The sequence below is a fragment of the Nocardioides convexus genome, assembly GCF_011090295.1.
The window spans coordinates 1,686,729-1,709,738 of sequence record NZ_JAAMYA010000001.1; the positions used below are offsets into that span (position 1 = coordinate 1,686,729).

33 protein-coding genes and 9 pseudogenes are annotated in these 23,010 nt (G+C 72.4%); 16 read left to right on the forward strand and 26 right to left on the reverse strand.

The genetic code is table 11. The annotated features are described in order from the left end of the window. Positions 1-15 precede the first annotated feature (15 nt). The gene (locus tag G5V59_RS12565; RefSeq protein ID WP_278256641.1) at positions 16-684 is read right to left on the reverse strand and encodes a response regulator; all 669 of its coding nucleotides are present in this window, start codon (positions 682-684) and stop codon (positions 16-18) included. After that, complete coding sequence (locus G5V59_RS12570) at positions 681-2,261, reverse strand: ATP-binding protein (protein WP_278256642.1); 1,581 nt, start codon at positions 2,259-2,261, stop codon at positions 681-683. The genes G5V59_RS12565 and G5V59_RS12570 overlap by 4 nt, the downstream gene beginning before the upstream one ends. A gap of 152 nt (positions 2,262-2,413) precedes the next feature. On the opposite strand from G5V59_RS12570, the gene G5V59_RS36610 reads away from it, so the two are divergent. The 8 genes and pseudogenes from G5V59_RS36610 to G5V59_RS36625 all read left to right on the forward strand — a co-directional run bounded on the left by G5V59_RS36610 (position 2,414) and on the right by G5V59_RS36625 (position 5,868). Continuing rightward, entirely contained in the window at positions 2,414-3,283 is an 870-nt protein-coding gene (locus tag G5V59_RS36610) for a hypothetical protein (protein ID WP_341350929.1), read from the forward strand. A 167-nt stretch (positions 3,284-3,450) separates the two neighbouring features. Next, positions 3,451-3,948, forward strand: a complete 498-nt coding sequence (locus tag G5V59_RS12580; protein WP_278259825.1) for a tripartite tricarboxylate transporter TctB family protein — start codon at positions 3,451-3,453, stop codon at positions 3,946-3,948. Next, the gene (locus G5V59_RS12585) at positions 3,948-4,472 is read left to right on the forward strand and encodes a tripartite tricarboxylate transporter permease (protein WP_278259826.1); all 525 of its coding nucleotides are present in this window, start codon (positions 3,948-3,950) and stop codon (positions 4,470-4,472) included. The genes G5V59_RS12580 and G5V59_RS12585 overlap by 1 nt, the downstream gene beginning before the upstream one ends. Before the next feature lie 78 nt (positions 4,473-4,550). Continuing rightward, positions 4,551-4,913 (forward strand): annotated as a pseudogene (locus G5V59_RS12590) (tripartite tricarboxylate transporter permease); the annotation flags it as partial. A 206-nt stretch (positions 4,914-5,119) separates the two neighbouring features. Continuing rightward, positions 5,120-5,188 (forward strand): annotated as a pseudogene (locus G5V59_RS12595) (hypothetical protein); the annotation flags it as partial. A gap of 140 nt (positions 5,189-5,328) precedes the next feature. Continuing rightward, complete coding sequence (locus G5V59_RS36615) at positions 5,329-5,469, forward strand: hypothetical protein (RefSeq protein ID WP_341350930.1); 141 nt, start codon at positions 5,329-5,331, stop codon at positions 5,467-5,469. A gap of 164 nt (positions 5,470-5,633) precedes the next feature. Then, positions 5,634-5,708: pseudogene (locus G5V59_RS36620) on the forward strand (hypothetical protein); the annotation flags it as partial. 85 nt (positions 5,709-5,793) lie between these two features. Next, entirely contained in the window at positions 5,794-5,868 is a 75-nt protein-coding gene (locus G5V59_RS36625) for a hypothetical protein (protein ID WP_341351204.1), read from the forward strand. Here G5V59_RS36625 and G5V59_RS12600 read toward each other — a convergent pair. The 5 genes and pseudogenes from G5V59_RS12600 to G5V59_RS12620 all read right to left on the reverse strand — a co-directional run bounded on the left by G5V59_RS12600 (position 5,852) and on the right by G5V59_RS12620 (position 7,338). Continuing rightward, a complete protein-coding gene (locus G5V59_RS12600; protein ID WP_278259827.1) occupies positions 5,852-6,136 on the reverse strand; it encodes a DUF2017 family protein in 285 nt (94 codons plus the stop codon). The two genes, G5V59_RS36625 and G5V59_RS12600, sit on opposite strands and share 17 nt — an antisense overlap. Positions 6,137-6,155: 19 nt before the next feature. Next, positions 6,156-6,311 (reverse strand): annotated as a pseudogene (locus tag G5V59_RS12605) (DUF2017 family protein); the annotation flags it as partial. A gap of 141 nt (positions 6,312-6,452) precedes the next feature. Beyond that, positions 6,453-6,711: pseudogene (gene clpS / locus G5V59_RS12610) on the reverse strand (ATP-dependent Clp protease adapter ClpS). An 82-nt stretch (positions 6,712-6,793) separates the two neighbouring features. Further along, a complete protein-coding gene (locus G5V59_RS12615) occupies positions 6,794-6,979 on the reverse strand; it encodes a hypothetical protein (protein ID WP_278256643.1) in 186 nt (61 codons plus the stop codon). Positions 6,980-7,056: 77 nt separating this feature from the next. After that, positions 7,057-7,338 (reverse strand): DUF1697 domain-containing protein, encoded by a 282-nt coding sequence (locus tag G5V59_RS12620; RefSeq protein WP_278256644.1) that lies wholly within the window; start codon positions 7,336-7,338, stop codon positions 7,057-7,059. A 67-nt stretch (positions 7,339-7,405) separates the two neighbouring features. Between G5V59_RS12620 and G5V59_RS12625 the strand changes: the two genes are divergently transcribed. The 4 genes from G5V59_RS12625 (at position 7,406) to G5V59_RS12640 (ending at position 9,113) form a co-directional block, all read left to right on the forward strand. Next, positions 7,406-7,594, forward strand: a complete 189-nt coding sequence (locus tag G5V59_RS12625) for a hypothetical protein (RefSeq protein ID WP_278256645.1) — start codon at positions 7,406-7,408, stop codon at positions 7,592-7,594. After that, entirely contained in the window at positions 7,591-7,725 is a 135-nt protein-coding gene (locus tag G5V59_RS12630; RefSeq protein ID WP_278256646.1) for a hypothetical protein, read from the forward strand. The genes G5V59_RS12625 and G5V59_RS12630 overlap by 4 nt, the downstream gene beginning before the upstream one ends. A gap of 117 nt (positions 7,726-7,842) precedes the next feature. After that, the gene (locus G5V59_RS12635) at positions 7,843-8,070 is read left to right on the forward strand and encodes a hypothetical protein (protein WP_278256647.1); all 228 of its coding nucleotides are present in this window, start codon (positions 7,843-7,845) and stop codon (positions 8,068-8,070) included. After that, positions 8,049-9,113: an MFS transporter gene (locus tag G5V59_RS12640; RefSeq protein ID WP_278256648.1), complete on the forward strand. Its 1,065-nt coding sequence runs from the start codon at positions 8,049-8,051 to the stop codon at positions 9,111-9,113. Before G5V59_RS12635 ends, G5V59_RS12640 begins: the two co-directional genes overlap by 22 nt. On the opposite strand, the gene G5V59_RS12645 is transcribed toward G5V59_RS12640, so the two are convergent. Beyond that, positions 9,110-9,574, reverse strand: a complete 465-nt coding sequence (locus G5V59_RS12645) for a hypothetical protein (protein ID WP_278256649.1) — start codon at positions 9,572-9,574, stop codon at positions 9,110-9,112. The two genes, G5V59_RS12640 and G5V59_RS12645, sit on opposite strands and share 4 nt — an antisense overlap. A 65-nt stretch (positions 9,575-9,639) precedes the next feature. On the opposite strand from G5V59_RS12645, the gene G5V59_RS12650 reads away from it, so the two are divergent. Beyond that, positions 9,640-10,122: a helix-turn-helix domain-containing protein gene (locus G5V59_RS12650; protein WP_278256650.1), complete on the forward strand. Its 483-nt coding sequence runs from the start codon at positions 9,640-9,642 to the stop codon at positions 10,120-10,122. A gap of 158 nt (positions 10,123-10,280) precedes the next feature. Here the strand turns inward: G5V59_RS12650 and G5V59_RS12655 are convergent. From G5V59_RS12655 to G5V59_RS12695, 9 genes and pseudogenes are all read right to left on the reverse strand, one after another. Continuing rightward, positions 10,281-12,054: pseudogene (locus G5V59_RS12655) on the reverse strand (DEAD/DEAH box helicase). Further along, positions 12,051-12,312 (reverse strand): annotated as a pseudogene (locus G5V59_RS12660) (DUF3039 domain-containing protein). Before G5V59_RS12660 ends, G5V59_RS12655 begins: the two co-directional pseudogenes overlap by 4 nt. An 18-nt stretch (positions 12,313-12,330) precedes the next feature. Next, positions 12,331-12,870, reverse strand: a complete 540-nt coding sequence (locus tag G5V59_RS12665; RefSeq protein WP_278256651.1) for a hypothetical protein — start codon at positions 12,868-12,870, stop codon at positions 12,331-12,333. Continuing rightward, a complete protein-coding gene (locus tag G5V59_RS12670) occupies positions 12,798-13,604 on the reverse strand; it encodes an MFS transporter (RefSeq protein ID WP_278256652.1) in 807 nt (268 codons plus the stop codon). Before G5V59_RS12670 ends, G5V59_RS12665 begins: the two co-directional genes overlap by 73 nt. Continuing rightward, positions 13,553-13,879, reverse strand: coding sequence for a hypothetical protein (locus G5V59_RS12675; RefSeq protein WP_278256653.1), 327 nt, complete (start codon positions 13,877-13,879; stop codon positions 13,553-13,555). The genes G5V59_RS12670 and G5V59_RS12675 overlap by 52 nt, the downstream gene beginning before the upstream one ends. Then, positions 13,876-14,364 (reverse strand): TetR family transcriptional regulator, encoded by a 489-nt coding sequence (locus G5V59_RS12680; protein ID WP_278256654.1) that lies wholly within the window; start codon positions 14,362-14,364, stop codon positions 13,876-13,878. The genes G5V59_RS12675 and G5V59_RS12680 overlap by 4 nt, the downstream gene beginning before the upstream one ends. Positions 14,365-14,418: 54 nt before the next feature. Then, positions 14,419-14,985 carry a YqgE/AlgH family protein gene (locus G5V59_RS12685; protein ID WP_341351205.1) on the reverse strand — a complete coding sequence of 189 codons (567 nt, stop codon included), beginning with the start codon at positions 14,983-14,985 and terminating at the stop codon, positions 14,419-14,421. Between the two features lie 113 nt (positions 14,986-15,098). After that, the gene (locus G5V59_RS12690) at positions 15,099-15,374 is read right to left on the reverse strand and encodes a hypothetical protein (protein ID WP_278256655.1); all 276 of its coding nucleotides are present in this window, start codon (positions 15,372-15,374) and stop codon (positions 15,099-15,101) included. Continuing rightward, the gene (locus tag G5V59_RS12695) at positions 15,371-15,649 is read right to left on the reverse strand and encodes a hypothetical protein (protein ID WP_278256656.1); all 279 of its coding nucleotides are present in this window, start codon (positions 15,647-15,649) and stop codon (positions 15,371-15,373) included. The genes G5V59_RS12690 and G5V59_RS12695 overlap by 4 nt, the downstream gene beginning before the upstream one ends. A 184-nt stretch (positions 15,650-15,833) precedes the next feature. Here G5V59_RS12695 and G5V59_RS12700 point away from each other — a divergent pair, with 184 nt between their 5' ends. Beyond that, a complete protein-coding gene (locus tag G5V59_RS12700) occupies positions 15,834-16,568 on the forward strand; it encodes a TetR/AcrR family transcriptional regulator (protein WP_278256657.1) in 735 nt (244 codons plus the stop codon). Positions 16,569-16,586: 18 nt separating this feature from the next. On the opposite strand, the gene G5V59_RS12705 is transcribed toward G5V59_RS12700, so the two are convergent. The 9 genes and pseudogenes from G5V59_RS12705 to G5V59_RS12745 all read right to left on the reverse strand — a co-directional run bounded on the left by G5V59_RS12705 (position 16,587) and on the right by G5V59_RS12745 (position 21,364). After that, a complete protein-coding gene (locus G5V59_RS12705; RefSeq protein WP_278256658.1) occupies positions 16,587-16,994 on the reverse strand; it encodes a hypothetical protein in 408 nt (135 codons plus the stop codon). A gap of 193 nt (positions 16,995-17,187) precedes the next feature. Then, on the reverse strand, positions 17,188-17,601 hold the full coding sequence (locus tag G5V59_RS12710) for a DUF3048 domain-containing protein (RefSeq protein WP_278256659.1): 414 nt from the start codon (positions 17,599-17,601) through the stop codon (positions 17,188-17,190). A 194-nt stretch (positions 17,602-17,795) separates the two neighbouring features. Beyond that, positions 17,796-18,566 (reverse strand): annotated as a pseudogene (gene fabG / locus G5V59_RS12715) (3-oxoacyl-ACP reductase FabG). Between the two features lie 32 nt (positions 18,567-18,598). Then, on the reverse strand, positions 18,599-18,808 hold the full coding sequence (locus G5V59_RS12720; protein WP_278259829.1) for a hypothetical protein: 210 nt from the start codon (positions 18,806-18,808) through the stop codon (positions 18,599-18,601). A gap of 109 nt (positions 18,809-18,917) precedes the next feature. Beyond that, a pseudogene (locus tag G5V59_RS36630) lies at positions 18,918-19,025 on the reverse strand (HIT family protein); the annotation flags it as partial. A 29-nt stretch (positions 19,026-19,054) separates the two neighbouring features. Continuing rightward, the gene (locus tag G5V59_RS12730) at positions 19,055-19,501 is read right to left on the reverse strand and encodes a M15 family metallopeptidase (protein ID WP_278259830.1); all 447 of its coding nucleotides are present in this window, start codon (positions 19,499-19,501) and stop codon (positions 19,055-19,057) included. A gap of 168 nt (positions 19,502-19,669) precedes the next feature. After that, on the reverse strand, positions 19,670-20,392 hold the full coding sequence (locus G5V59_RS12735) for a hypothetical protein (protein WP_278256660.1): 723 nt from the start codon (positions 20,390-20,392) through the stop codon (positions 19,670-19,672). Between the two features lie 37 nt (positions 20,393-20,429). Beyond that, entirely contained in the window at positions 20,430-20,627 is a 198-nt protein-coding gene (locus G5V59_RS12740; protein ID WP_278256661.1) for a hypothetical protein, read from the reverse strand. Positions 20,628-20,707: 80 nt separating this feature from the next. After that, complete coding sequence (locus tag G5V59_RS12745) at positions 20,708-21,364, reverse strand: glycerophosphodiester phosphodiesterase family protein (protein WP_278256662.1); 657 nt, start codon at positions 21,362-21,364, stop codon at positions 20,708-20,710. A gap of 338 nt (positions 21,365-21,702) precedes the next feature. Between G5V59_RS12745 and G5V59_RS12750 the strand changes: the two genes are divergently transcribed. Next, positions 21,703-22,101: an acyl-CoA thioesterase domain-containing protein gene (locus G5V59_RS12750; RefSeq protein ID WP_278256663.1), complete on the forward strand. Its 399-nt coding sequence runs from the start codon at positions 21,703-21,705 to the stop codon at positions 22,099-22,101. Further along, positions 22,098-22,616, forward strand: coding sequence for a hypothetical protein (locus G5V59_RS36635; RefSeq protein WP_341350931.1), 519 nt, complete (start codon positions 22,098-22,100; stop codon positions 22,614-22,616). The genes G5V59_RS12750 and G5V59_RS36635 overlap by 4 nt, the downstream gene beginning before the upstream one ends. The last annotated feature ends 394 nt before the right edge of the window (positions 22,617-23,010 follow it).

Sequence of the window (23,010 nt, forward strand, 5' to 3'; positions counted from 1 at the left end):
AAGCCGAGACCGCGCTCACGCCACCACCCGGTACCGCCGTTCGGGACGACCCGTCCCGCCGTACCGCAACCGGACCTCGGCAGCGCCGGTGTCGACGAAGTGCTCGAGGTAGCGGCGGGCGGTCACCCGGGACAGCCCGACCTGCTCCGCGGCCTCCGAGGCGGAGATGTCCCCGGCCCGCCGCGCGGCCTCCAGGACCAGGTCCGCGGTCTCCGGGCTCAGGCCCTTCGGCAGCCCGGTCGGTACGTCGAGGGGCCGGCCGGTGCCGAAGACCTGGTCGATCGTCGCCTGGTCCACCTCGTCGTCGAGGCTGGCGAGGGTGGCGGCGACCCGGCGCAGGCGGTCGGCCAGGTCGTCGTACTCGAAGGGCTTGACCAGGTACTGCAGCGCGCCACCGTGCAGCGCCGCCCGCACCGCGGCCGACCCGCGCTCCGCGGTCACCATCACCACGGCGACGTCCCGCCCGGTGCCGCGCAGCCGTTCGAGGACCTCGAGGCCGGAGAAGTCCGGCAGGTGCACGTCCAGGAGCAGCAGGTCCGGCTCCGTGGTCGCGGCCAGGTCGAGGGCCTCGGCGCCGCTGCGGGCCGTACCGACCACCTCGAAGCCGTCGGTCTGCTCGACGAAGCGGGCATGGATCCGGGCGACCATGAAGTCGTCGTCGACGACGAGCACCCGCAGCGTCACGATCCCGCATCCTTCCGCAGTTCGGCGCTGAGCGGGAGCACCACCCGGAACTCCGCTCCCCCGCCGCCGGCCTCCTCGGCGTCGTCCACGACCACCTCGCCGCCGCGCTGGGTGCAGATCAGCCGGACCAGGGCCAGCCCGATGCCGCGGCCACCGGGCACGGCCTCCTTGGTGGAGAAGCCGCGGACGAAGACCGCCTCGCGCTGCTCCGGCGCGATGCCCGGGCCGGTGTCGCGCACCCGCAGGTGCACGGCGCCGGCGTCGGCGTGCAGCCACAGACTCGACCAGGGGCCCGGCGGCACCGGCAGTGCCGGCGGCGGCGTCGATGGCGTTGTCGACGAGGTTGCCGAGGACGGCCGTGAGGTCGGCGCCCAGGTCCGGCGGCAGCGCCGGCAGGCGGGAGCCGGGATCGACCTCCAGGACGACCCCGCGCTCCTCGGCGACGGCGTGCTTGGCGATGACGAGGGCGGCGACGGCGGGATCGGCGATCCGCTGGGCGACGTACTCCTCGACCTCCGCGCGGCGGCGGGTGAGCGTGCCGACGAGGGTGGCGACCTCGTCGTACTCCCCCAGCCTGGACCAGGCCCGAGATCGTGTGCAGCCGGTTGTCGAACTCGTGGGTCTGCGCGCGGAGGGTGTCGGTGATGGAGAGGTTCGAGTCGAGCCTGGCTCTGCAGCGAGGCCAGCTCGGTGCGGTCGCGCAGCGTGGTGACCGTGCCGATGCCGCGACCACCCGCGGAGGCCCGGCCGCGGTTGAAGACCACGACCCGGGAGCCGACGAGCGCGAGGGCGTCGCGGGCGTCGGTGGCCTCGTCGGCGAGCAGGGCGACCACGTGCGGGTCCAGGCCCAGCGCGTCGACCGGCCGGCCGACCGGGTCCGGACCGCCGTCGAGACCGAGGGTGGTGCGCGCGGCGTCGTTCATCGCGGTGACGCGGCGGTCGGTGCCGACCCCGACCACGCCCTCGCGGATGGCGTGCAGCAGCGCCTCGCGGTGGTCGGCGAGGTTGGCGAGACTCGGTGGTGCCGAGTCCCCGTGTCGAGCGCCGTACGACGCGAGCGACCACCCAGGTCCCGGCGAGACCGAGCAGGGCGCCGAGCCCCAGGTAGAGCACGAGGTCCGGCGCGGCCTGGGCGAGCCTGGTCGGCGAGCGTGGGGTACTCCACCTCGGCGGTCACGATCGCGAGCAGCGTGCCGTCCCTCGCCGAGATGATCGGCGCGTGCGCGGCGACGGCCCGGTGGTCGCCGTGGTCGATGTCGCCCGACCAGCCGCGGCCCTGCAGCGCGTCGCTGGCCCCGAGTCTGGGCCCGCTCCCCCACCAGGTCCGGCTGGGTCGCCGCGAGCACCGTGCCCTCCGGGGAGACGATCGAGACGTCCGATGCCTCGTAGAAGTCGACGCCGTAGACGACGTAGATCTCCAGCGCCCGCGGCAGGCTGCTGGCCGACAGGCCGCCGTCCCGTGCGGCCTGGGCTTGGTCGCGCACCTGCGGGAGCGCGGCCACGTACTCGGCGGAGTTGCGCATCTGGGCGCCGCTCTCGTCGGCGAAGTCCGCGGTGGACTGGCGGATGCTCAGCACGCCGACGGCGACGAGCAGCGTCGCGATGACGGCGAGTCTGCAGGAGCAGCACCTTCGCCGCGAGCGTCAGGCTCACCTCGGCGGAACGGCGACCACAACGACCACAACCTCCTTTGCGTCCGCAAGCGTGACGGGCGCCACAGCCTGCCGCAATGCTGGCACGGTTCGCACGTGACGGCGGTCACGACCTGATCCGGAGGTTCCTCCATGAAACGCCTACTGGCGCTCATCACCGTGCTGGCGCTGACCGTGCTCGCGGCCGGCTGCGGGGTCACCCGCGGCTCCGACGACCCCGACAAGCGGCGCCTGCGCATGTTCATCCCCAACAGCCCCGGCGGCGGCTACGACCTGACCGGCCGTGCCGCGGCCCGCGCGATGCAGGAGAACCACCTGACCGGGCGCTTCGAGATCCGCAACGTCCTCGGCGCGAGCGGCACCGTGGCGATGCAGCGGCTGCTCAACGAGAAGGGCAACGACGACCTGATGATGGTGATGGGTCTCGGGGTCGTCGGCGCGGTCTACACCAACAAGTCCGCGGCCACGCCGCTGAAGATGACCCCGATCGCCCGTCTGGTCGAGGAGCAGGAGGGCATCCTCGTGCCCGCCGACTCGCCGTTCAAGACCGTCGACGACCTGGCCGCGGCGTGGCGGAAGGACCCCGGCGGTGTCGTCGTCGGCGGCGGCTCCAGCCCCGGCGGTCCCGACCACCTCTTCCCGATGCAGGCTCGCGGACACGCTGGGCATCGACCCCAAGAAGGTCAACTACATCTCCTACGACGGTGGCGGCCCGCTCACCACGGCCCTCCTCGGCTCGAAGATCGACGTCGGCATGTCCGGCCTCGGCGAGTTCGAGGCGCAGATCGCGGAGGGCAAGCTGCGCGTCCTCGCCGTGTCCGGCGAGAAGCGCCTCGAGGACATCGACGCCCCGACCCTCACCGAGGCCGGCGTCGACCTGGTCTTCACCAACTGGCGCGGCGTGCTCGCCCCGCCGGACATCAGCGACGAGCAGCGCGACTACCTGACCGGCGTCCTCACCGAGATGCACGGCACGAAGGAGTGGAAGGAAGCGCTCGCCGACAACGGCTGGACCGACAACTTCGCGACCGGCAAGGAGTTCGAGGACTTCCTCGTCGAGCAGGACAGCCGCGTCGCCGACACCCTCAAGGAGCCTGGGATTCGCATGAGCACCATGACCACCGGACCCCGGACGGTCGACAAGGCGCAGTACGGCCTCGCCGCCTTCCTGGTCCTCGTCGGCGGGTACGTCGTCTACGACGGCTCCACGCTCGAGAACGGCTTCAACGACCAGCACGTGCAGCCCTGGGCACTGCCCTTCGTCGTCGGCGGCGCCCTGCTGCTGCTCGGCGTGCTGCTCGCGATCGCCACCGCCCGCGGCGACCGACCCGAGGCCGAGGAGGGCGAGGACGTCGACCTCACCCAGGGCACCGACCTGCGCACGATCGGCCTGCTGGTGGCCGTGCTGCTCGCCAACATGCTGCTCATCGACTTCCTCGGCTGGGCGATCACCGGCGCGCTGCTGTTCGCCGGCACGACGTACGTCCTCGGCAGCCGGACGTGGGTGCGCAACCTCGCGATCGGCGCCGCTCTCTCGGTCGGCACCTGGTACGGCTTCTACGTCGGCCTGGGCCTGCCCATCCCCGCCGGCATCCTGGACGGAGTGCTCTGATGGACCTGCTGCTCGACGGTTTCCAGACCGCCGTCACCCCCGAGAACCTGCTCTTCGCGCTGATCGGCGTGCTGCTCGGCACCGCCGTCGGCGTGCTCCCCGGCATCGGGCCCGCCATGGCGCTGGCCCTGCTGTTGCCGGTGACCTACAGCGTCGGGGTGGACAGCGCGATCATCATGTTCGCCGGCATCTACTACGGCGGCATGTACGGCGGTTCGACGACCTCGATCCTGCTGAACACACCGGGTGAGTCCTCCTCGGTGATCACCGCCATCGAGGGCAACAAGATGGCCAAGTCCGGGCGAGCCGCCCAGGCGCTCGCCACCGCCGCGATCGGCTCGTTCGTGGCCGGCACGATCGGCACGGTGCTGCTGTGGGTGCTCGTCCCGCGGGTCGCCGACGTCGTGGTCCGGACTCGGCGCGCCGTCGTACTTCGCGGTGATGGTGCTGGCCTTCTTCGCCGTCACCATGGTGCTGGGCTCCTCGAAGGCTGCGCGGCTTCATCTCGCTCTTCCTCGGCCTGACCATCGCCCTCGTCGGCACGAGCACGGGACAGGCGCGGATCACCTTCGGCAACGCCCAGGCTCGCCGACGGCATCGACGTGGTCGTCGTCGCGGTCGGCATCTTCGCGATCGGCGAGGCCCTGTGGGTCGCCGCGCACCTGCGCCGCAAGCCGCTCGAGATCATCCCCGTGGGCCAGCCCTGGATGAGCCGCAACGACTGGAAGCGCTCGTGGAAGCCGTGGCTGCGCGGCACGGCGCTGGGTTTCCCCTTCGGCGCCGTGCCCGCCGGAGGCGCGGAGGTCCCGACCTTCCTGTCCTACGCCGCGGAGCAGAAGCTCTCGAAGCACCCCGAGGAGTTCGGCAAGGGCGCCATCGAGGGCGACGCCGGCCCGGAGGCCGCCAACAACGCCTCGGCCGCCGGCACCCTGCTCCCGCTGCTCACCCTGGGCCTGCCGACGACCGCGACCGCGACGATCATGCTGGTGGCGCTGCAGTCCTACGGCATCCAGCCCGGCCCGCAGCCTGCTCGACAACGAGCCCGGCCTGGTCTGGGGCCTGCTCGCCAGCCTGGTCATCGCCAACGCGCTGCTGCTGGTCATCAACCTGCCGATGGCGCCGCTGTGGGCCAAGCTCGCTGCAGATCCCCCGGCCCCAACTCTACGCCGGCATCCTCTTCTTCGCGACACTCGGCGCCTACACCGCCAACTTCTCCGCCTTCGACCTCGGCCTGCTCGTGCTGCTCGGCCTGCTGGGACTGGCGATGCGGCGCTTCGGGCTGCCGGTGCTGCCGCTCATCGTCGGCGTCATCCTCGGCCCGGCGATGGAGCTCCAGCCGACCCAGGCTCTGCAGATCTCGCAGGGCGACGTGAGCACCCTGTGGAGCGAGCCGGCCGCGAAGGCCGTCTACGCGGTGATCGCGCTGATGCTGATCGCCATGGTGGTCGGCGCCGTACGCCGCCGGCGGGCGCCGATCGCCCCGAGCACCGAGCAGACCGACGAGACCGAGGAGCCTGGTGAACCGATGAGCATCGTCGTCGCCTACAGCGCCGACCGCTACGGCGCGGCCGCACTGGAGCACGCCGCCGACCTGGCCCGCAAGGACGGCACCCGCCTGGTCGTCGTCAACGCCACCCTCGGCGGCAAGCCTGGTGGACAGCCGGTTCGCGCAGGACGCGGAGATCGTGGCCCTGCACGACCGGCTGGTCGCCGACGGGATCGACGTCGTCGTGCGCCACGAGATGGTGGACGACGTCGCCGACGCCGTGGTCGCGGTCGCCGACGAGGAGCGGGCCACGCTCGTCGTCGTCGGGATCCGGCACCGGACGCCGGTCGGCAAGTCTGCTGCTCGGCAGCGTCGCTCAGCGGATCATCCTGGAGGCGCACTGCCCGGTGCTGGCGGTCAAGCCTGCGTCCTGACCAGGGTCTCCTGGAGGAAGGCGAGCCACTCGAAGATGTGGTGCGCCTGAGCCCGCGGGTCCTCGTCGGGGAGGGCGTACCAGTACTCCTCGTCGCCCTCCTCGACGCCCAGCCGGGTGCCGAGCGCGAGCCGCAGGTCGGTGAGGGCGCGCAGCCAGACCAGCGCCGTGGGCGGGTCCAGGCTCGACGTCGATGACGAGGTCCTCCTCCGTCGGCTCGGACGGCAGCCCGGCCTCCTCCAGGACGTCGATGACGGTGCCCGCGGCACGGGCCTTGCCGTCGCGCAGCCCGCCCTCGGTGAACCGGCGGAACTCCGCCGCCGACTCGTCGTCGTCGCGGTAGGCGTTGGGGAAGAGCCGGCGCAGCACCGGGTCCTCGGGCTCGGTGGTCGGGCCGGAGAAGTCGAGCAGCGCCTCCAGCGGGTCCCGGTCGGTGGCGACCACCGCGGACTCGTTGTGGAGCAGACTCGACGAGCCTGGGCGGCCAGCGAGCGCAGCAGGTCGGCCTCGAAGACCGAGAAGGTCGCGATGGCGCGCTTGCTGCGGCGGTGCCGGACGAAGCCGGACGTGGCGGAGGTCATCGGCTCACTCGGACTTCGACAGGGTCGCCCACAGGCCGTACTCGTGCATCGCCTGCACGTCGCGCTCCATCTCCTCGCGACTGCCGGAGTCGACGGCCGACCTCCCGTCCTCGTGCACCTCCATCATCAGCCTTCTCGGCCTTGCGCTTGTCGTAGCCGAAGTGCTTCTGGAAGACGAACGAGACGTACGACATCAGGTTCACCGGGTCGTTCCACACCACCGTCACCCAGGGGGTGTCGGCGATCGTGATCCCTTCCGGCACGAGGTCCTGCTGGACCCCCGGATCGGTCGTCTCCGGGCTCGCGGTGGTCACGGCTCCATGGTGGCACAGCGGGCGCGCGGACTCACGAGCACCACTTGTCCGCGAGCGTGGTCACCACGTTGAAGTTGCGGTTGGTGGCGGCCACGCCGAGGGCCTTCTCCACCTTGAACGGGTCCACCCCGCCCGCCTCGTAGCCGGGCCCGAGCAGCACGTGCGCCGCCCGGCGTCGTACGACGACCTGGTTGACGTCGTCGCTGCGCGCCTCCACCTCGGCGGCCTTCGCGGCGTCCGGCTCCTCGCGCAGCAGGTAGACGTAGTGCCGCTCCAGGTCCGGGCGCTCCTCGGTCAGCCTCGCGGGCGTCCTCGGCGATCGCGACCAGACTCGGCCGGGGTGTAGACCACGGTCGGGATCGCGAAACCGGCTCGCTCCTCGTAGGCCTTCTCCAGCGCGGCGCTCACCTTGGCGAGCGAGCGCATCGTGCTGGTCAGCCGGACGTTGCCGGTGTTGATGTGGGTGAGCACGTCGGTGCCGCCCGCCGCCTCGGTCGCGGCGACGATGTCGGCCTTGGCGAACTTGCGGTTCGGCCCGAGGTTGATGGCGCGGAGGAAGGCGACGTAGGTCGGCATGCGCCCATTGTGGCGTGAGCCACGGACACGTGACATTACATAGGTTTCCGATGTAATGTGGGACGACGTGAGCACCCCTGACACCGAGCACCTGAGCGGCGAGTCTGTCCGTCCAGGCCGCCCGCCTCGTCCGGTTGGTACGACGCGAGCACGCGCCGTCCGCCGGCACCCGGGTGCTCTCGATCCTCGACGAGTCTCGGCCCGCTCGGCGTCTCGGCGCTGGCCCAGGTCGACCGCTGCTCGCAGCCGACGATGACCGGCCAGGTCCACCAGACTCGTGGACCTGGGCTGGGTCACCAAGGAGCGCAACCCCGCCGACGCGCGCGGCAGCCTGGTCGCCCTCACCGACGCCGGGCGAGAGGAGCCTGCGCCGGATCCGCCGGCTGAGTCTCCGTGCTCGTCGCGGAGCGCCTCTCCCGTCGTACCGATCTCACCCCCGACGACCTCGCGACCGCCGTGGCCGTGCTCCAGTGCCGTCGTCGAACCTCCTTCGGAAGGAATTGCGTGACCGCCACCCTCCCCGCCGAGACCGACACCGGCTCCGGCTCGTTCCTGCGTCAGCCCCGCGCCGTGTGGGCCGTCGCCTTCGCCTGCGTCATCGCCTTCATGGGCATCGGCCTCGTCGACCCGATCCTCAAGGAGATCGCAGCCAAGGCTCGAGGCCTCGCCCAGCCAGGTCTCCCTGCTGTTCACCAGCCTACATGGCCGTCATGGGCGTCGCCATGCTGGTGACCGGCGTCGTCTCGACCCGGATCGGCGCCAAGAAGACCCTGCTGCTGGGGCTCTTCCTCATCATCGTCTTCGCCGGCCTGGCCGGGATGTCCGGCTCGGTGGGCGCCGTGATCGGCTTCCGCGCCGGCTGGGGCCTGGGCAACGCGCTGTTCATCGCGACCGCGCTGTCGACGATCGTGAGCGCCTCCAAGGGCTCCCTCGCGCAGGCGATCATCCTCTTCGAGGCCGCACTGGGCCTCGGCATCGCCTCCGGCCCGCTCGTCGGCGGCCTGCTCGGCGAGCGCTCGTGGCGCGGGCCCTTCTTCGGCGTCTCGGTGCTGATGACGATCGCGCTCGTCGCGACCGCGGTCTTCCTGCCCGCGACACCGCCCGCCGCCCGTCGTACGACGCTGGCGGACCCGTTCCGCGCCCTGCGCCACCCCGCGCTGGCCGTGATCGCCGTCGTCGCGGTCTGCTACAACCTCGGCTTCTTCTCGCTGCTCGCCGCCGGCCCGTTCGCACTGCCGGACGCCGGCATCATGCAGATCGGCTGGATCTTCTTCGGCTGGGGCCTGCTGCTCGCCTTCACCTCGGTCGTCGCGGCGCCCTGGGTGCAGCGCCACCTCGGCACCGTGCCCGCATTGATCGGCGCGCTCGCGCTCTTCGCCGTCGACCTGCTCCTGATGGCCCTCGGCGCCGACACCAGCACGGTCGTCAAGGTCGGCATCATCGTGGCCGGTGCCTTCCTCGGCGTCATCAACACCCTGGTCACCGAGGCGGTGATGGGCGCGGCCCCGGTCGAGCGGCCGGTCGCGTCGGCGGCGTACTCCTTCGTGCGCTTCACCGGTGGGGCCGTCGGACCCTACGTCGCGCTGAAGCTCGCCGAGCACCAGGGCGCTGCGGCGCCGTTCTGGTTCGGCGGCATCGCGGTCGCGGTGGGCGTCGTCGTGATGATCCTCGGTGCGCGCACGATCACCACGGCCCTGCACGGCGCACCCGCCCCGCACTCCCCCGCGGAGGCGGAGGCCGAGCCTGGTCGGCGACGCCGGCTGAGGACCCGCTAGAAGATGAGGCAGCTTGCTGGAGGCGTAGGCCACCAGCCGGTCGCGGCCGTCGTACAGCCTTCGCCTCGGCGAGGGCGGTACGGCGGCCGCGCTGCATCACCGTGCCCACCGCGCGCAACCGGCCGGACTCCACGGTGACCGCCTTGAGGAACTTCACGGTGAGGTCGAGCGAGGTGTAGCCCTCCCCCACGGCGAGCGTGGAGTGCACCGCGCAGCCGCACGCGGAGTCGAGCAGGGTCGCGAAGACGCCGCCGTGCATGCTGCCGATCGGGTTGTAGTGGCGCGACTCGGGGTCGAGCTCGAAGATCGCCGTCCCCCGCTCGGGGACGTCGAAGCCCACGAAGCCGAGGGTCTCGGCGATGGGCGCGGCCGGCAGCCGGCCCTCGCGCATCGCCTGCAGCCTGCTCGAACCCGTCGAGCGCGCTCGGGTCGACCTGGGTCTGGATCGCGGACTCAGTCATGGGCTCATCTGATCAGCGCCAAGCCTGGGTCTGTCAATGAGACCTAGGTCGCCTATAGTGGCCCCATGTCCACCCCGCCGGCGCTCGCCTGGTCGGTCGAGAACTGCACCCTCGGCCGCACCATGGCCATCCTGGGCGAGCGGTGGACGGTCGTCGTGCTGCGCGAGGTCTTCCTCGGCGTACGACGCTTCGACGACATCCGACGCCACACCGGCATCCCCCGCCAGGTGCTCTCCGCCCGGCTCACCACGCTGGTCGAGCACGGCATCCTGCGCCAGGAGCCCTACCGCGACGACGGCGCCCGCACCCGGCACGAGTACCGGCTCACCGACAGGGGCCTCGAGCTCCAGCCGGTCCTGCTCGCGATCGGGCAGTGGGGCGACCGCCACCTCGCCGACCCCGGCGGCCCGCCGACCAGGTTCGTGCACCGCGGCGACTGCGAGGAGGACGTGCACGTCGAGGTGCACTGCGCCGGCGGGCATCGCATCGAGGACCCCCGCCAGGTGGCCACCCGGCCGGGGCCGGGCGTGCGGCCGTTCGAGGGCTGAGCACGAAGTCTGGCTCGTGGCACCACGAAGTCTGGCTCGTGGTGCATCGAGGTTCGGCTCGTGGTTGCCACCACCCATCACCTCGGAGCACCCCTAGCCACGTTTGGTGGAGCCACGAGCCACGGTTCGTGGTGCCGAGAGCCGCGGTTCGTCGCGGATCAGGAGGACTTGCGCACCGACCACTCGCGGATCCGGTCGATCCGCTTGCGCAGACTGCTCGGCGTTCGCGACGGCGGCGGCCGGCCCCCCGCACTCCTTGCGCAGCGCGGCGTGGGTGATCCCGTGCGCCTGCCCGGTGCGGTGGTTCCAGGAGGCGACCAGGCCGTTGAGTCTCGCGACGCAGCAGCGCCAGGTGCTCGTGGGTGGTGACGTCGGCGAGGGTGTCGGCGGCGCGCTCCTCGACCTCCACCCGGGGCTTGGTACGACGCCGGTCCTCCTGGCGCTGGCGCAGCAGCGAGCGCATCTGGTCCGGCTCGAGCAGGCCGGGGATGCCGAGGAAGTCCATCTCCTCCTCCGAGCCCACGTGGACCTCGCCCTCGTGGCCGAACTGCGCGCCGTCGTAGAGCGCGTGGTCGAAGCGGGCCTCGGAGCCGAGCGCCTCGAAGGGCAGTGCCTCCAGGCTCGTCGGAGGCCGCCTCGCCGGCGTTCGCCTGGTTCATCAGGTCGTCCTCAGCGGCGAAGATGTCGCCGTCGTCGGTGACCTTGCGTCCGAGCACGTGGTCGCGCTGGACCTCCAGGCTCCGCGGCGTAGGTCAGCAGGCCGGGCACGGACGGCAGGAAGACCGAGGCGATCTCGCCGCGGGTCCGGGCACGCACGAAGCGGCCGACGGCCTGGGCGAAGAACAGCGGGGTCGAGGTGGTGGTCGCCCACACCCCGACCGCCAGCCGTGGGACGTCGACACCCTCGGACACCATCCGCACGGCCACCATCCAGCGGCTCTCGTCGGCGCTGAAGGCGGAGATCTTCTTCGAGGCGGCCTTCTCGTCGGAGAGCACGACGGTCGCGGACTCACCGGTGATCTGCTTGAGCGTCTTGGCGTAGGCCCGCGCGGAGTCCTGGTCGGTGGCGATCACCAGGCCACCGGCGTCGGGGACGTGACGGCGGACCTCGGAGAGCCGCTTGTCGGCGGCCTGGAGGACCGAGGGGATCCAGGAGCCCTGCGGGTCGAGCGCGGTGCGCAGCGCCTGCGAGGTCATGTCCTTGGTCAGCGGCTCGCCGAGCGAGGCGGCGACCTCGTCGCCGGCCCGGGTGCGCCAGGCTCATCTGCCCGGAGTAGGCGAGGAAGAGGACGGGGCGTACGACGTGGTCGGCCAGCGCCTCGGCGTAGCCGTAGGTGTAGTCGGCCACCGAGGTCGGCACGCCGTCCTCGCCGGGTGCGTAGGTCACGAACGGGATCGGGTTCACGTCGGAGCGGAACGGCGTACCGGTCAGCGCGAGCCGGCGGGCGGCCGGTTCGAAGGCCTCGCGCACGCCCTCACCCCAGGCTCAGCGAGTCACCGGCGTGGTGCACCTCGTCGAGGATGACCAGGGTCCGGAAGCGCTCCGTGCGGATCCGCATGGCGAGCGGGTTGACGCCCACGCCGGCGTAGGTGACCGCGACGCCGACGTAGTCGCTGGAGATCTTGCCGGCCCCCGCGGAGTACGTCGGGTCGACCGGGATCCCGGCCCGCGCCGCCGCCTCGGCCCACTGCATCTTGAGGTGCTCGGTGGGCGCGACGATGATCAGCCGGTCCACGACCCGGCGGCCGATCAGGCTCGGCGGCCACGGTCAGCGCGAAGGTCGTCTTGCCGGCGCCGGGGGTCGCCACGGCGAGGAAGTCGCGAGGGTTGCGGGCGAGGTAGTCCTGGAGCGCGGCGCTCTGCCAGGCACGCAGCGACGGCGCCGTGCCCCAGGCTGCCCGCTCCGGCCACGCCGGACCGAGCGAGGTCATGCGTCGGGACCGGACCCGTCGTTGTCGTCGGACATCGACTCCCAGACTTCCTTGCAGTCCGGGCAGACCGGGAACTTCTCCGGCGCCCGGCTCGGCACCCAGACCTTGCCGCACAGGGCCACCACCGGCGTGCCCATGACCATCGCCTCGGTGAGCTTTGTCCTTGTCCACGTAGTGCGAGAACCGCTCGTGGTCGCCCTCGTCGGTCGGGACGGTACGGCGGTCCTCGCGGACGTCCGTGTCTGTCGAGAATCCGATCGTGGTCACAGGTGCAGTCTAGTGGCCGCCGGAGACATCCACGTCCCCCGGCAGGCCACGCCACACGATCACCGCGACGACCAGCGTGATCAGCGCGCCGGCGAGGCCGACCGCCCCGAACGCATCGGCGTACGACGCGAGGGCGGCGCCCTCGACCGGGGTGCCCAGCGCCCCGGAGATCGACTCCACGGCCTCCGGTGCGGCACCCGCCGGCAGCCCGCCGCGGTAGACCACCCCAGCCAGGCTGCCGAGCACGGCGACGCCGAGCACGCCACCGACCTCGTAGGACATCTCCTCCACCGCGGCCGCCGAGCCGGCCTGGTGCGCCGGAGCGGCGCCCATGATGAGCGCGGACGCCAGGCCGAGGGCGGCGGTGCCGAAGCCGACGAGCAGGAGCGCGAGCGCCACGCCGGCGTACGGCAGCGGGCGCGGCAGCAGCCACAGCGTGAGCAGGCCGAGGGCGAGCACGACGAGGCCGGCGACGATCACGTTGCGGGCGCCGAGGCGGGCCGCGACCGCGGGCGCCAGGGGCGGGCCGACCAGGCCGCCGAGGGCCATCGGGAGCAGCGCGACGCCCGCGACGAGCGGGCTCCAGCCCTGGACCAGCCTGCAACCACTGCGAGCCGACGAAGAGGAGCGCGATCATCACCGTGCTGCTGACCAGCGCGGTGAGCACACCGGCCCGGAAGACCGGGTTCGCGAACAGCCCGACCGCCAGCATCGGGTTCTCCTGGCGCTGGCAGCGCCGCACGAAGGTGGTCAGCAGCGCGGCGCCGGCGGCGAGCACGACGAGCGTCGTCAGGTCCGGGCCCTCCTTGCCGAGGTGCTTGACGGCATACACGGCGGCGACCATGCCGCCGACCGACAGCAGCACACCGGCCGCGTCGACGCGGCCCGGCCGCTCCGAGCGGCTCTCCGGCAGCAGCGCCCGGCCGGCCACGAAGGCGACGACCATGAGCGGGACGTTGACGAGGAAGGCCGCGTGCCAGCCTGAACGCGCTGAGCAGCGCGCCACCGACGATCGGGCCGACCGCACCGCCGACCGCCGCGGTCGCCGCCCACAGCCCGAGCGCGAAGGCGCGCTCGCGGGCGTCGGGGAAGAGCGCGCGGATCAGCGACAGGGTCGCGGGCATGATCATCGCGCCGCCGATGCCGAGCAGCGCGCGGATCGCGATCACCTCCCCGGACGAGCCGGCAAGGAGCGCGGCGAGCGAGGCCACCGCGAAGATCGTGAAGCCGGTCAGAAGCATCCGGCGCCGGCCCCAGCGGTCGGCGAGCGCGGCAACGGGCACGAGCAGGCCGGCGAGGACGAGCGAGTAGACGTCGACGATCCACAGCCTGCGCGAGCGCGCCGGCGTGCAGGTCCTCGGTGAGGTCGGGCAACGCCACGTTGAGCACGGTCATGTCCATGACCACGACGAGCAGGCTCGCGGCCAGCACGGCCAGGCCGGCCCACCGGCGGCGGTCCGTGGCGGGTGCGGTGGGGAGCAGGGCGGTCATCGCGCGGCACCTCCCTCGAAGAACATCGAGCGGACGAGGTCGGCCGCGTCGCGGCGGGCCACGTCACCGGCCACCAGCGCGTCGCGGACCGAGACGAGCAGGCCGTAGACCGCGTGCCCCAACCACCGCGCCGGTACGTCGGAGCGCAGCACGCCCGCCTCCTGGGCGGCGGCGTACAGCGCGACCTCCTCGGCGAAGAGCACGTCGGCGCGCGCCTTGAGGCTCGGCTCGTTGAGCACCGTCGGGTCGGTCAGCGCGATGCCGGCCTCCTCGGCGTCGGCCACGAACAGGCCGAGCAGGCTCCTCCAGGGCGGTGCGGATCCGATCGGCGTCACCGGAGCGGCCCGCGTCCGCGACCGTCGCCAGGCTGGTCCCCCAGGTGTCCAGCGAGCGGCGGCCGATCTCGTGCAGCAGGTCCTCTCGGCTGGCGAAGTGGCGGTGCACGGTCGCCCGGCCCACGCCCGCGGCGGCGGCGATCTGCGCCATGGACGCGGTGGGGTCGGTGGTGAGCAGGCGCTGCGCGGCAGCGAGCACGGTGTCCCGGGTGGACATGAGGCCTCCTTGAGTGAGACTTCACTGTCTCACACGAGACATCGATGTCTCAAATCAGTTGGTCTCCGGGTCCATCGGCCGGGTCGCGTGCAGTGCCAGGTCGCCCGGTTGGCGGCGCAGCACCTGACGGCGCAGGTCCGGCGCCTCGTCGCCGAAGACGTCCTCCACCTCCCCCGGGACGACGTACCAGGCTCCCCTCGGCGACCTCCGCCTCCAGGCTGCCCGACACCCCAGCCGGCGTACCCGGCGAAGATCCGCAGCCGGTCGACCGTGCCCTCGACCAGGCTCGCGCGGGGTGTCGAGGTCCAGCAGCCCGAGCCGCCCCCACACCGGGCGGAAGCCGGCGCCGCCCTCGCCGCCGGGCGCGGCCAGCGCCACCGCGAGCGCGCCGTCGGTCGCGACCGGGCCGCCCTGGAAGAGCACCTCCGGCTCGTCGACGACGTCGCCCCACTCCCCCAGCACCTCCGAGACCGGGAGCGCCGAGGGGCGGTTCAGGACGACCCCGAGTGCACCCTCGTCGTTGACGTCGAGCAGCAGCACGACGGTGTCGGCGAAGTTCGGGTCGAGCAGGCCGGCGGAGGCCAGCAGCAGGCTGCCCGCCGCGATCTCCCCGACCCGGATCCGGTTGCGCGCGCCATGGCGCCATCATCCCCCAGACGAGGAAGGGCCCCGGGTCCGACGCGAAAAGGGAGGGAGGTCGCGTCGGGCCCGGGGCCCGGGAGGGAGGGATGTGGTCAGGCGGCGAGCACGGCCCGCAGCCGCTCGAGGAGCGAGCCGCGCACGATCGGCTCCTCGTAGGCCGCGTCCGGGGTGATGACCGGGATGCCGCGGTGGAGCAGGCGAGCCCGCTCCTCCAGGCCGGCACCGACGCGGCGGGCGGCCTCCTCGCTGAGCAGGCTCGAGCGGCCGGCCATCACGGCGAGCAGGTAGTGCTCCTTGTCGGCAGCGGTCTTCATGGCCTCGCCCATCGCCGCGTCGAGCGGCTGCGCGAGGTAATGGTCGATGATCATCCGGACGCCGGGCAGGCTCGTGCGCGGTGTTGCTCCACGCGACGGTGACGGCCTCGTCGAGGTCGGTGGGCTGGTGGGCGAGCATCTGCTCGATGTTGCCGGAGAGACGGGTGTGCCACTTCAGCGTGAGCGCGGCCAGCAGGTCGAGTCTCGTCGCGGAAGGTCTCCGAGACGCCGGCGACGTCCATGGGCAGGCGCCCGTCGCGACGGACGGATGAGGTCGCGATGACGGCGCGCAGGGTCTCGCCCCGGTTGTGGTAGGCCTTCCAGGTCATGGTCAGGCTCCCTTGGTGCTCGGCGGCTGTCAGGCTCTCGGGAGCAAGACTGTGGGTACCTGACATACCGCTGGTACGTACTACGAGTATGGCGCAGACTAGGGGGTATGCCAAACGGAACGGCACCGTGATCCCGCCCACCTCGGGGGGTGACCGGTGTCACGCCTGAGCGCCGGTTCTGCCTATGCTGAGGCGGTGGCGAAGGCGTCGGTCTCCAAGCCTGGTCCCCAAGGTCCCCGGGGTCCCCGGCGCGACCCGCCGTGCGGCGTACTCCGCCTCGACCAAGCGCGCCCTGGTCGACGTCGCGGAGAAGCTCTTCGCCGAGAAGGGCTACGCCGCCACCTCGCTCGACGCCGTCGTCGCCGGCGCCCGGGTGACCAAGGGCGCGCTCTACCACCACTACTCCGGCAAGCAGGCGCTCTTCGAGGCCGTCTTCGAGCGGGTCGAGCAGGAGTCCTCGAAGCGGATCCAGAAGGCGCTGCGCAACGAGAAGGACCCGTGGCGCAAGGCGCTGCAGGGCCTCCGCTCGTTCCTGGAGGTCGTCCAGGAGTCGCGCTACCGCCGGATCGTGATCCAGGACGGCCCGGCCGTGCTGGGCTACGAGCGCTTCCGCGAGCAGGAGGAGCGCTCGACGTACGCCAACATCGTGGAGATCGTCCGCTCCACGCTGGCCGCGGGCTCCTGGGAGCTCGACGAGCCGATGCTGCAGACCTTCTCGCGGATCTTCTTCGGCGCGATGTCCTCGGCCGGGGAGTCGGTGGCGACCTCGGAGGACCCCGAGGCCGCCGCGATGCGGGTCGAGGGGGCGATCGGGTTCCTGCTCGCCGGCGTGCAGAGCCTGGTCGAGCAGGGCCTCGACAACCCCAACGCCTTCGCCGACACCGGGGAGATCCCGCTCCCCGGGGCCGACGACGCCTGAGGGGCTACTTCCCGAAGGTCACCGATCCGCCGTTGCCGTCGACCGGCACCAGACTCGATCCACACCTTGCCCGCCGGCACCTTGAGCGCGCCGGCGGCAGTGGACAGGGTGAGTCTCGGAGTCGGACTTCGCCTTCGTCCAGGTGCCGTCGACGACCGGCCGTTGTGGAAGATCTGCGCGGCGCCGGTGCCCTTGAACTTGCTCTCCGGCACGAAGTTGCCCGCCGGGTCGCGGTAGCCCGCGTCCACGACCTTCACCCGCAGCACCAGCACGGTGTCGGGCTGGAAGCGGTCGCCCTTGGCGGCGTTGGAGTTGGTGTTGACGTACTTGCCGCCCTGGAAGGACCAGTTCGTCGTCCGGCTGCCGAAGTGCGCCGACAGCGACGACGCCGGCTTGCCCGCCGGGAGGTCGGCCGCCGAGCCCCACGGCAGGTAGTCGGCGGGACGCTGGTCCTTGCCGTCCTCGGTCTTCTTGGCGACCTTCTTGAGGCTGGTGAAGAGGTTGTACGGCGCGTGGCGGCTGCTGTCGCGGTAGAAGCCCGGGCCGCCCTCGGCGAAGAACTTGATCTTCGCGCGGTTGATCCGGTCGATGGTGACGCCCGCGGCGCCGCTGGTCGTGATCACGCCCTTGACCGGCGAGACGATGCCGATGTCGCTGGCGCGCATCGAGCGGACCGGGCCGATGTCGCCGGGCAGCCTGGGAGTAGTAGAACGCCGCCAGCCGGGTGATCCCGCCCTCGACCAGGCTCCTCGACGATCAGGTCCGCCTTGCTCAGCCCGACCTGCGGCGCGCTGGCCGGCGAGTTGTCGATCTTGGTGACGATGACCGGGTGGTCCTGGGCCACCGACTCCCCCGCCTTGGCCTGGATGCCGGTCAGCGGCCAGGTCTGCGGCACGTCCGGCGCGGCCGACTGGCTCGGCGAGTCCTTGCTCTCCGGCTTGTCACCACCCTTGTCGTCGCCGCAGCCGGCGAGGACGAGGCTCATCACGACGAGCGAGGCGGGCAGGGCGGAGCGAAGGGAAGTCAGACGCACGCGTCAAGTGTGGCGCAGCCCCGCGGCGTACGACGGAGCCGCCCCCGCGTGTCGCGGGGACGGCTCCGAGGCTTTGCCTTGCGGGGTTCTCAGTTCCTGACGCGTCCGGTGCGTGCGATGGCAAGGCGGCGGCGCGACGGCGACCTGGAGGGCGGAGCCGTCGTCAAGCGCCGCCAGCGTGCGTGCCGGGCGCGTCAGGTCCCCAGGCTGATGCCGCCGTCGACGTAGATGGTCTGGCCGGTGATGTACGACGACTCGTCGGCGGCGAGGAAGGTCACCGCGGCGGCGATGTCCTCGGGGAAGCCCACCCGGCGCACCGGGTTGGCCTCGGCGTTGAGCCGGCGGAACTCGTCGACGTCCATCTTGAGCCGGGCGGCGGTGGCGTCGGTCATCTCGGTGGCGATGAAGCCCGGGGCGACCGCGTTGACGTTGATGCCGAACGGGCCGAGTCTCGATGCCGAGGGTGCGGGTGAAGCCCTGCACGCCCATCTTGGCTGCGGAGTAGTTGGCCTGGCCGCGGTTGCCCAGGGCCGAGATCGAGGAGATGTTCACGACCTTGCCGTACTTCTGCTCCACGAAGTGCTTCTGTGCGGCCTTGGTCATCAAGAAGGCGCCCTTGAGGTGCACGCCCATGACCAGGTCCCAGTCCTCCTCGGTCATCTTGAACAGGAGGTTGTCGCGGGTGATGCCCGCGTTGTTGACCAGCACGTGGATGCCGCCGGCTCGGCGACCACCCGCTCGATCGCGGCGTCGACCGAGGCCCCGTCGGACACGTTGGCGCCCACGCCGACGGCCTTCGCGCCCTCGGCCAGCGGCAGCTTGGCGGCGGCCTCCGCGGCGGCGGCCTCGTCGAGGTCGACGATCGCGACCGACGCGCCCTCCTCGGCGAAGCGGGTGGCGGTGCCGAACCCGATCCCGCGCGCTGCTCCGGTGATGACGGCGACCCGCCCGTCGAAACGACCCATGTGTCTCTACCTCTTCAAGTCGGTGGTGACGATCAGGCGCAGCCTATGACGCCAAGGCCGCGCGGAGCCGGGCGGCATGCTCCGCGGACTCCCCCCTCGGCGTACTTGCGCCGGGGCCAGAAGAAGCCGCGCAGCCCGTCGCCCTTGGTGCGGGGGACGACGTGCAGGTGCAGGTGCGGCACGGACTGGCTGACGATGTTGTTCATCGCCACGAAGCCGCCCTGCGCTCCGAGCCCCTCCACGACGGCGGTCGCCAGCCGCTGCGCGGCGCCGAGGAAGCCGTCGCGCAGGCTCGGCCGGCAGGTCCGGCAGGGTCACCACGTGGGTGCGCGGGACGAGCAGCACGTGCCCCTTGAACACCGGGCGCCGGTCCAGGAAGGCCAGGAAGTCCGGTTCGTCGAGCACCACGTCCGCCGGGGCGTCCCCGGCGACGATGGCGCAGAAGATGCAGTCGGCCACGGCCTCAGGCTAGACCGGGACCTACCGGACTAGTGGCAGACCACGACCTCGCAGCCCGGTACGACGATCGGCCGGCCACCGCGCGGCACCGCGTCGAAGTGCTGGGAGTCCGAGACCCGGTAGGTCCAGCGCAGGCCGTGGCGGTTCATGATCCGCACCACCGCGTGGCTGCTGCTGCGCCAGGCCACTCGGGGGTCGGAGTGGCTGGGCCACCACGAGTTCGGCACCCAGCCCTCGCGGGAGAGGTAGGGGTTCTCGAAGGTGTTCACGTCGAGTGCGCGGCCGTAGGCGTGCGGGCTGCGCACGCCGGGACGCCCGACGACCCAGCGGCAGTTGAACGCCGAGGTGTTGCCGGCGGCCATCGAGGCGTAGTCGTTGCCGCCCTGGACCCGCTTCGACCAGCCGAAGCGGTCGACCCGGTACATCGAGCGGATGGGCAGCCTCGCGTCGTACATGTCGGTGAGGGCGCCGGCCATCTGGCGCACGACGGAGGCGGCGGCGACGAGTCTCTCCGCGACGCCGGTAGCCGGAGTAGTCCCAGTAGTTGATCCTCAGCAGGCGCAGCCCGGAGCGCCCGACCGGGCAGCCCTGGTGCCAGGTGCGCCCGACCATGCTGCGCCACACCGCGTTCGGGATGGTGGTGATCACCGGCCGGGCGCCGGCGCCGGTCGCGCGGGCCTGGGCGGGCAGCGCGCGGGGCTTCGGGGCCGAGCGCGGCAGCACCACCGCACGGGCGGGCGGCAGGTTGTCGATCGCGAGCCTGCGGGCTCACCGACGACGCGGCCCACGGCTGTGCCGGGCTGATCGCACGCCAGCGGCTGTCCTCGCGCGGCGTGGTGCGGGTGCGGGCCACCCCCGTGGCGTCCACGCGCAGGGTCTGCACGGTGCGCCAGGCACCGCCCACCACCCGCTGCAGGAGCACCGGTCCGGGCACCGCGACCCCCTCTGCCGTGCGTCGTACGACGGCGAGCGGGATCGTCCGCTCGTCGACCACGGTGGCCGGGCCGATCACCCGGGTCCAGGTGGGCATCGCCCGGAGCGCGAGCCTGGTACTGCCCGGTCAGGCCGCCCGCCGTGGCCCGCAGCGCGTTGCGTGCGGGCACCCGGCTGACCGCGACGGCGAGCGTCGCGTGCCCCGCGGCGTCGGTCGTGGCCGAGCCGGCGGAGACCCACGTGCCGTCGAGCATGCGCTCCACGCTCACCGGCGTCTCCGGCGCGGCGGTGATGCTCAGCGGGGTCGTCCGGTCGGCGTACGACGCCGGGGCGGTGAGCACCGGGGCGCTCGGCTCGGCCGCGACGGGCGGCGCGGCGAGCAGCGTTCCGGCGAGGACGACCGACAGGGATGCCAGCAGGGGGCCCAGGCGCATGCCGCCATGGTGCCCCCTGCCGGGTCCCTGAACCGGGTCAGGCCGCGGCGCGTCGCGCGAGCCAGGCGTCGCGCGCGGTCACGGCGATGTCGGCCTGGTCGGAGAAGACCGCGTCCACACCGGCGTCCAGGAAGGCCTGGGTCTCGCCGACGAGGTCGCCGTGGGCGTTCGGGTCGGTGCCCCGGCGGTAGTTGGCCGGGAGGAACTGGTTCTCCACCCGCAGCGTCCAGGTCACCACCTGCAGACCAACGCGGTGCGCGTCGGGAACCAGGCTGCTCGGCGTGCCGATGGCGCCGGCGGCGTCGCGGGGCAGGATCAGGTTCTTCGCCGGCGCGACCCAGTCGGCGTACGACGCGATGCCGGCCAGGCCCGCCTTCGTGACCAGGTCGGCGTAGGTCGTGGCCTTGCCCGCCGACTTGAGGTCGAAGGGCTGGCCCGCGGCGTCGACGAGCCTGGGCCAGCGGCACCCGCGTGAGCCGGTCGAGCCTGGCGCAGGTTGGTGGTCTCGAAGGACTGGATGACGACCTTGGCGTCGCGGCGGTCGAGGCCGTTGCGGCGCAGGGTGCGCACCAGCGGCTCCTCCAGCGAGAGCCCGATCGAGTCGAAGTAGGTGGGGTGCTTGGTCTCCGGCGCGATCCCGATGGCGCGGTGGTTGCGGCGCGACTCGGTCTTCACCAGGTCGATGACCTCTTGGAAGGTCGGGATCTCGAACTTGCCGTCGTAGACGGTGTTGCCCGGGCGCACCTGCGGCAGGCGCTCCTTGGCGCGCAGGGTCTTGGTCTCACGCAGCGTGAAGTCCTCGGTGAACCAGCCGGTGATCGCGGTGCCGTCGATGACCTTGGTGGTCTTGCGGGCCGCGAACTCCGGGTGCGCGGCGACGTCGGTGGTGCCGCTGATCTCGTTCTCGTGGCGGGCCACGAGGACGCCGTCCTTGGTGGAGACGAGGTCGGGCTCGACGTAGTCGGCGCCCATCGCGATCGCCAGCCTTGTACGCCGCCAGGGTGTGCTCCGGGCGGTAGCCGGACGCGCCGCGGTGAGCGAACACCAGCGGCGTGCTCGCGCGGTGGTGGCCCGCCTGCGGGCCGCCGTGGCCGGGGGCGGCGGTCGCGGGGGCGGTCGCCGCACCGAGGGCGACGACGGCGGTGGTCGTGGCGGCGACGAGCGAGCGCGTGAGGAGGCTGGGGAGAGTGGTCTTCCGAGTCATGCCCGGAAGCCGACCAGTCGCAGGTGGCGCGATGGAGAGGCCGAGGTGAACGCAGCCCCTCCTTCGGAGGTACGGCGCGCACCCGCGGCCCGCGACAATGGGACCCGTGGCGTACTGGCACCGGACTTCCCCGCACACCTTCACCCCGACCGAGCACGTCGGCGGCGCGTGGGACCGCGCCACCCAGCACATCGCGCCCGCCCTCGGCGTCCTGGCCCACGAGGTCGAGCGGGACCTGGCCGCCCGGCGCGGCGGCGACCTCGTCGTCAGCCGCCTGTCCTACGACATCCTCGGCACCGTCCCGATCGAGCCGATCGACGTCGCCGTGGAGGTGCTCCGGCCGGGGCGCACCATCGAGCCTGGTGCAGGCCACCGCGTCGTACGGCGGGCGGGCGGTGGTGATCCTGCGCGCCTGGCTCGCCGAGCCCTACGACACCGCCGCCCTCGCGGGCTCCGACCTGCCCGCCGTACCGGGGCCCGAGGAGCCTGCAGCCGTGGGACATGAGCAGCCTGTGGCCCGGTGGCTTCATCGCCTCGGTGGAGGTGCGCCGCAAGGACTTCGGCCCCGGCCGCTCGACCTGCTGGGTGCGCACCGACCACCCGCTCGTCGCCGATGAGCCGGTGACCCGCCTCGCCGCCGTCGCCGGCCTGCTCGACATCACCAACGGCATCGCCGTGCGCACCGACCCGGCGAAGGTCGCCTTCCCCAACCTCGACCTCACCGCCCACCTGCTGCGCCCGCCGGCCGAGGGCTGGCTCGGGCTGGACACCACCGTCTCCTTCGGGCCCGGCGGGGTCGGCGTGACCAGGCTCGGTGCTGCACGACGAGGAGGGTCCGCTCGGCACGTCCGCGCAGACCCTCACCGTGCGTCCGGAGAGCCTAGGGGACGAGGCTGCTGCCGATCCGCTTCGAGCCGGCCCCGTCGACGTAGAGGAAGCCCCATCGGCGGTACAACGGCTCCTCGGTGCGGTGGTCCCAGGTGGTCAGGTCGGAGGAGATCCCGCTCGACTCCAGGCTGACGCCGGTGAACGAACCGGAGAAGTCGCCGGAGCCCGGCGCGCTCTCCCACACCCGGTACAACGCGCCACCCGACGTCGCACCCGAGCGCACCAGGATGCCGTTGCGCTGGGTGAGCGGGTCGTAGACCACCGACGGCGTCCCGACCGGCGCGACCGCCGGGTCCGGTACGCCGACCGGGTGCCACCCGTCGACGGTGACACCGGTCGCCGGGTCCAGACGGGCGCTCCACACCGTGCTGTCACTGTGGCGCACGGCGAGCCGGATGTCCCCGGACTGCGCGACCCCCAGACCGACCTTGCTGACCGTGTCGACCGCGCCCAGGCTGCGCCAGCCGAGGCTCGTCGCGCCCGCGGCGTACGTGCCGGTGACGACATCGCCCGACGCGGTGCGGGC